The sequence below is a fragment of the Pseudomonas sp. 05T35 genome (genome assembly GCF_056396605.1).
Genome location: NZ_JBFTLU010000403.1, coordinates 1 through 4,267 on the forward strand (window position 1 = coordinate 1; position 4,267 = coordinate 4,267).

The 4,267-nt window shown below is 59.8% G+C and carries 6 protein-coding genes; 3 read left to right on the forward strand and 3 right to left on the reverse strand.

Annotation, left to right across the window (positions count from 1 at the left end; all coding sequences use genetic code 11):
- Positions 1–297: 3-deoxy-7-phosphoheptulonate synthase (locus AC1DH9_RS23865; RefSeq protein WP_477808890.1), on the forward strand; the 297-nt coding region annotated here is incomplete at its 5' end.
- 107 nt (positions 298–404) lie between these two features.
- On the opposite strand, the gene AC1DH9_RS23870 is transcribed toward AC1DH9_RS23865, so the two are convergent.
- Positions 405–1,634: a winged helix-turn-helix domain-containing protein gene (locus tag AC1DH9_RS23870; protein ID WP_477808891.1), complete on the reverse strand. Its 1,230-nt coding sequence runs from the start codon at positions 1,632–1,634 to the stop codon at positions 405–407.
- A gap of 64 nt (positions 1,635–1,698) precedes the next feature.
- Positions 1,699–1,914, reverse strand: coding sequence for a DUF1127 domain-containing protein (locus AC1DH9_RS23875; protein WP_054598273.1), 216 nt, complete (start codon positions 1,912–1,914; stop codon positions 1,699–1,701).
- A 97-nt stretch (positions 1,915–2,011) separates the two neighbouring features.
- On the opposite strand from AC1DH9_RS23875, the gene AC1DH9_RS23880 reads away from it, so the two are divergent.
- Positions 2,012–2,866, forward strand: coding sequence for a LysR substrate-binding domain-containing protein (locus tag AC1DH9_RS23880; protein ID WP_216742114.1), 855 nt, complete (start codon positions 2,012–2,014; stop codon positions 2,864–2,866).
- Here AC1DH9_RS23880 and AC1DH9_RS23885 read toward each other — a convergent pair.
- The gene (locus AC1DH9_RS23885) at positions 2,856–3,590 is read right to left on the reverse strand and encodes a sulfite exporter TauE/SafE family protein (RefSeq protein ID WP_427543644.1); all 735 of its coding nucleotides are present in this window, start codon (positions 3,588–3,590) and stop codon (positions 2,856–2,858) included. The two genes, AC1DH9_RS23880 and AC1DH9_RS23885, sit on opposite strands and share 11 nt — an antisense overlap.
- A 120-nt stretch (positions 3,591–3,710) precedes the next feature.
- Here AC1DH9_RS23885 and AC1DH9_RS23890 point away from each other — a divergent pair, with 120 nt between their 5' ends.
- Positions 3,711–4,172 carry a MarR family winged helix-turn-helix transcriptional regulator gene (locus AC1DH9_RS23890; RefSeq protein WP_427543515.1) on the forward strand — a complete coding sequence of 154 codons (462 nt, stop codon included), beginning with the start codon at positions 3,711–3,713 and terminating at the stop codon, positions 4,170–4,172.
- The last annotated feature ends 95 nt before the right edge of the window (positions 4,173–4,267 follow it).

The following is a 4,267-nucleotide window of genomic DNA, read 5'->3' on the forward strand; positions in this document are numbered from 1 at the left end:
ATGCACGGCAACACCATCAAGGCCATCAGTGGCTACAAGACCCGGGATTTTGCGCAGATCCTCGGCGAGGTGAAGCAGTTCTTCCAGGTTCACGAAGCGGAAGGCACCTATGCCGGTGGCATCCATATCGAGATGACCGGGCAGAACGTCACCGAATGCATCGGCGGTGCACGACCGATTACCGAAGATGGTTTGTCGGACCGTTACCACACCCATTGCGACCCACGGATGAATGCCGATCAGTCGCTGGAGTTGGCGTTCTTGATTGCCGAGACCCTGAAGCAGGTTCGGCGTTGAGTCATTACATCTTTGGTTGACTGATACATCGCCATCGCGAGCAGGCTCGCTCCCACAGGGATCACACTGAACCTTGTGGGAGCGGGCTTGCYCGCGAAGACGTMAGATCAGGCACCACCAATCTGCGCCAACGCCAGCCGCAACCGCGCCGCACTGGCCCTTGGGCAATTGAGCTGAACCTGCTCCAACCCCAACCAGTCGGCCATCTGCCGAAGATTCGCCGCTAACGCCTRCATCCCCTGCTCATCCAGGCCTTGTTCTTCTTCGTGCACCGCATGCACCGCCAACCGACCCAACGCCCGCTCCGCTCGAAGGTCGACCCGCGCGGCAATCCGCTCGTTGTGCAAAAACGGCAGCACGTAATAGCCGTAAACCCGTTTGTCTGGCGGCGTGTAGATTTCCAGCCGATAACGAAAATCGAACAACCGCTCGGTTCGACTGCGTTCCCAGATCAACGAATCAAACGGTGAAAGCAACGCACTGGCTTCAACCTTACGCGGCACTTTTGGCTCCGGCAGGCAGTATGCCGGTTGCTTCCAGCCCTGCACCCCGCACACCAGCAACTCACCATTTTCAACCAGCTCGGCCAGGCCGTTGCGGCACTCGGCCAGACCCAAACGAAAATAGTCGCGCAGATCCTTTTCCGTGCCGACACCCAACGCATTGGCTGCATGCAACAGCAATCCGCGTTGCGCCTCGGTTTCGCCGAGCAGCGGTTGCTTGAGTATCGATTCGGGAATCACCCGTTCCGGCAAGTCGTAAAGACGCTCAAAGCCGCGACGCCCCGCCACCGTCACTTCGCCGGCAGCGAACAACCATTCCAGTGCATGCTTTTCAGCGCTCCAATCCCACCACGGACCGGCCCGCTCCTGGCGCGTCGACAAACTGCCAGCGCCGAGTGCACCCAGCTCCTGGACTGAAGCCAGGACGCGGCGAATGGTCTCTTGCTGTTCGCGACCGAATCGCGCCAGTTGCTGATAGATCCCCTCGCCTTGCGCCGCGCGCTGCATGCGCCAACGCATCAAGGGATACATCGACAGCGGCAACAACGACGCTTCATGCCCCCAATACTCGAACAACGTACGCCGTCGGCCCTGGCTCCAGGCGGCCTGGTCGAGCAAGTCGGCGGAGTAGTTGCCAAGACGCGAGAACAGCGGAAGATAGTGCGAGCGCACCAGTGCGTTGACCGAATCGATTTGCAGAATACCCAAGCGTTCGATCAGGCGATTGAGCTGAGCGGGCTTGACCGCCGCTGGCGGCTGGCGCCCGGTGAAACCCTGGGCGGCCAGCGCCAGACGCCGAGCCTGTTTGAGGGATAAGGACAGTTCTGCGGGCATGTGCATCTCCTTGTCTGCTCGCAAACTACCTCAGTCTGAAGCTGCTTGTGTAGCGGTTCGGTACTCATTTGTGCATTGGGTCATCCCAAAATGGCCGGACGACTTCATGTTCGACATCGGCGCGGCTGATACCGATATCCTTGAGCGCTTCATCACTCATGCTGGCCAATAATGCACGCTCACGGTGGAGTTCATGCCAGCGGACGATTTTTTCCAGCCAATGGCCCAGGGAAAACCCGTGAAACTTTCCAACCAGCACATAACCTTTTTGACCTTTCATCATCTTGCCCTCCGTTGTAGATGACTGAAGTCTCGCGCCGGAGCTAAGATCAATCCAACGAATGTTTCTTATGCAATACATCTCGGAGATTGATGAATTGAGCCACTACCCGAGTATCGATACGGAAGTCCTGCGCACCTTCGTTGCCATTGCCGACCAGGGTGGTTTCACCCGCGCTGGCGAGCTGGTCAATCGCACGCAATCGGCGGTGAGCATGCAGATGAAACGGCTGGAAGAGGATGTGCTGCAACGCCAGTTGTTTCAGCGCGACGGCCGTCAGGTGAAGCTGACCGCCGAGGGTCAGGTGTTGCTCGGCTATGCCCGGCGGATCCTGAAACTCCACAGCGAAGTGTTCAACACCCTGCGTGAGCCACACATGGTCGGCACGGTGCGCATCGGCACCCCGGATGACTATGTCATGCGTTTCCTGCCAGGCATCCTCTCGCGCTTTGCCCAGGCCTATCCGCTGATCCAGATCGAAGTCCATTGCGAGTCATCCAAGCAGCTATTGCTGCGTCAGGACCTGGACCTGTCGATCGTCACCCGCGAACCCGGCAGCGAGATCGGCCAGTTGCTGCGCAAGGAACGCTTTGTCTGGGCGCAGGCGCAGTGCTTCAGCCCCAACGAGCAGACGCCGCTGCCTCTGGCGATGTTCAACAGTGATTGTTTTTGCAGGCTTTGGGCCTGCAATGCGCTGGACGCTTCCGGGCGCGAGTACCGGATCGCCTACAACAGCTCGAGCCTGTCGGCGATCATGGCGGTGGTCAGCGCCGGGCTGGCGGTCACCGCGCAACTGGAAAGCCTGATCACCCAGGACATGCGCATCCTCGGCGAGGCTGAAGGCCTGCCCCTGTTGCCCGAAGCCAGCATCATGCTGGTGCGCAACCTGAACAACCCTTCGCCCATCACCGAGTGCCTGGCGGAGCACATTGTCGAAGGCTTCAAACTTTAAAGGCGAGCATCACCGCGCAGAGCACCAGAAAGGCGCAGAACAACCCGCGTAGCAAGCGCTCCGGCATGGCGTGGGCGATCTTCACGCCCCAACTGATGCTCAGTAAACCGCCAACGGCCATCGGCAGTGCAATGCCCCAGTTCACTTGATGATGGAGCGCGTAAGTCACCAGCGTGACGCCGGTGCTGGGCAAGGCCAGCGCCAGTGACAACCCTTGAGCCACCACTTGCGTAGTGCCGAACAGGCTGGTGAGCACCGGCGTCGCCACCACCGCACCGCCCACGCCGAACAACCCGCCCATGGTCCCCGATGCGGCGCCCAACACCCCCAGCCAAGGCCACGAGTAACGCATCTGCGAGGCAGCCGGCGTAGTAGCCATGAACATGCGCAACAGGTTGTAGGCCGACAAGGCGATCAGGAACGCCACAAATCCGATGCGCATCAGCTGTGCATCAATGCCCACCGCCCAGATCGAGCCGATCCAGGCAAAGCAGAAACCCATTGAGGCCAACGGCAACGCGTGGCGCAGTTCGATGCGATTGCGCTGGTGATAGCGCCACAGCGCCAGCATCACGTTAGGCACCACCATGACCAACGCCGTGCCCTGGGCAATTTGCTGATCCAGACCGAACAACACGCCCAACGCGGGAATCGCGATCAAACCACCGCCAATCCCGAACACCCCGCCGACAGTGCCCAGCGCAGCGCCGAGCACCAGATACATCACTAACTCCATCACTGACCACTCCCCCTCACTTCAGGCCTCGCATCCTAAACCAAAATTATCTGGCGCATTAAAGACTCGACCGCTAAATTCATGACGATGAATGATCAAGGTTTAGACATGAGCACCCAACGCAACACCCCGGCCAACTGCGACAACCTGCTGCTGGACAACCAGCTGTGCTTTGCCCTGCACTCAACCTCACTGCTGATGACCAAGGTCTACAAACCCTTGCTGCAAGCACTGGGCCTGACCTATCCGCAATACCTGGCAATGATGGTGCTGTGGGAGCGCGACGGGCTGACCGTCGGCGAAATCAGCACGCGCCTGCTGACCGATCCCGGCTCCCTGACACCGCTGCTCAAGCGCCTGGAAGCCGAAGGCCTGCTGAGCCGTACCCGCAGCCGCGAAGATGAACGCGTGGTGATTGTCGAGCTGACCGAACAAGGTCGCGCCCTGCGGGAAAAAGCCCGAGAGATTCCGCCGTGCATCCTCGGCGCCAGCGGCCAGACCCTGGAACAGATGCGCAAACTGCAGGCCGACCTGCAGAACCTGCGCAGTCATCTGCAAGACAGCCTCTAACCTTCAAACCATCAAACATCCCCTGTGGGAGCGAGCCTGCTCGCGAAGACTGCGTGTGATTCAGCATTGATGTTGGCTGACACACCGCCTTCGCG